Here is a 1,509-nt window from a genome sequence, read left to right on the forward strand (position 1 = left end):
ACAAAAATATAGTATGAAAAAGCACAAAAGTATAGTGTAGAAAACCACAAAAATATAGTATGAAAAAGCACAAAAGTATAGTGTAGAAAACCACAAAAATATGGTATGAAAAAGCACAAAAATATAGTTTAATGAGGTTGACAAAATATGTCAGAATTATATTATAAAAGAATACTTGATGAAACTATTGAAAAAAGACTTAAAATGGTGGGTGCAGTTGTTATTGAAGGTCCTAAATGGTGCGGTAAAACAACAACTGCAAAACAACATGCGAAAAGTATTTTACAACTGCAAGATCCAGACAATAGGCAGAATTATTTAGAATTAGCTGAAATAATGCCTTCAAAATTATTAGAAGGTGAAAAACCTCGATTAATTGATGAATGGCAAGTCGCACCAGTATTATGGGATGCCGTAAGAACAAAAATTGACAACACCCCAGGATACGGACATTTCATCCTTACAGGTTCAACAAGTGTTAACAATGATGAGATTATGCATACAGGAACTGGAAGAGTAAACAGAATGACAATGCTGCCTATGAGTTTATATGAAAGTAATGAATCTAACGGTAGAATATCCATTTTGGAATTATTCAAGAATCCTGATATGAATATTGATGGAATTGAATCAGATTTAACAATTGAAGATTTGGCATTTGCAACATGCAGGGGGGGATGGCCAGAAAGTATCATACAAACAGATAGAGAAGCGCAGTTATTTGTTGCTGAAAATTATGTTGACAACATTTGCAAATCAGACATATCCACAGTCGATAGGGTTAAAAGAGACCCAAACAGAGCTAAAAAAATATTAAGATCATATGCAAGAAACAATTCCACAGAAGCAACAAAACAAACCATTTTAAAAGATGTTAAGGGAAATTATCCAGACATGGCCTACTCCACATTGGACGATTATCTAAAAGCACTATCCAAATTATTTGTCACAGTCGACATTCCTGCCTGGAATCCAAATATACGGTCAAAATCTGCAATGAAATCATCAGATAAACGAGAATTCATCGATCCATCAATAGCAACAGTTCTGTTAAATTTAGACCCTGATGGATTACTGTTCGACCTAGATACCTTTGGACACATATTTGAGAACTTATGCATGAGAGATTTATCCGCATACACTTCTTCTATGGGAGGGCAAGTATTTTACTATAGAGACCGTTACGGTCTGGAATGTGATTGTGTATTAACTCTAAAAAATGAAGATTATGCATTAATAGAATTTAAATTAGGAAGTACAAAAATAGAAAAAGGAGCAAAAAACTTATTAAAACTAGACAGTCTCATTAAAAAAACAATTTCAGAAACTGATTTATATATCAAAGAGCCAAAATTTTTAGCAGTAATAACCGGAGGAAAATTTGCCAAAACAAGAAAAGATGGAGTAAAAGTCATTCCAATAGGATGTTTAAGATAACATCCTATTAAAAAAATCTTTTTATTATCTAAAATGTAACTTATAATCCTGAAGCAATTGGAAACATAAAAT

General features: G+C 32.2%; 1 protein-coding gene. It reads left to right on the forward strand.

Annotated features, from left to right (window positions below):
- Nucleotides 1-147 precede the first annotated feature (147 nt).
- Nucleotides 148-1,437, forward strand: coding sequence for an ATP-binding protein (locus ACKI67_RS04620; RefSeq protein ID WP_407462231.1), 1,290 nt, complete (start codon nucleotides 148-150; stop codon nucleotides 1,435-1,437).
- Nucleotides 1,438-1,509: the final 72 nt, after the last annotated feature.

Origin of the sequence: Methanobrevibacter sp., from assembly GCF_045577275.1 — an archaeon.
Lineage (GTDB): Archaea > Methanobacteriota > Methanobacteria > Methanobacteriales > Methanobacteriaceae > Methanobrevibacter.

Coding starts and splice junctions, on each gene's coding strand:
- ACKI67_RS04620 (WP_407462231.1), top strand. CDS start 148: ATGTCAGAATTATATTATAAAAGAATACTTGATGAAACTATTGAAAAA.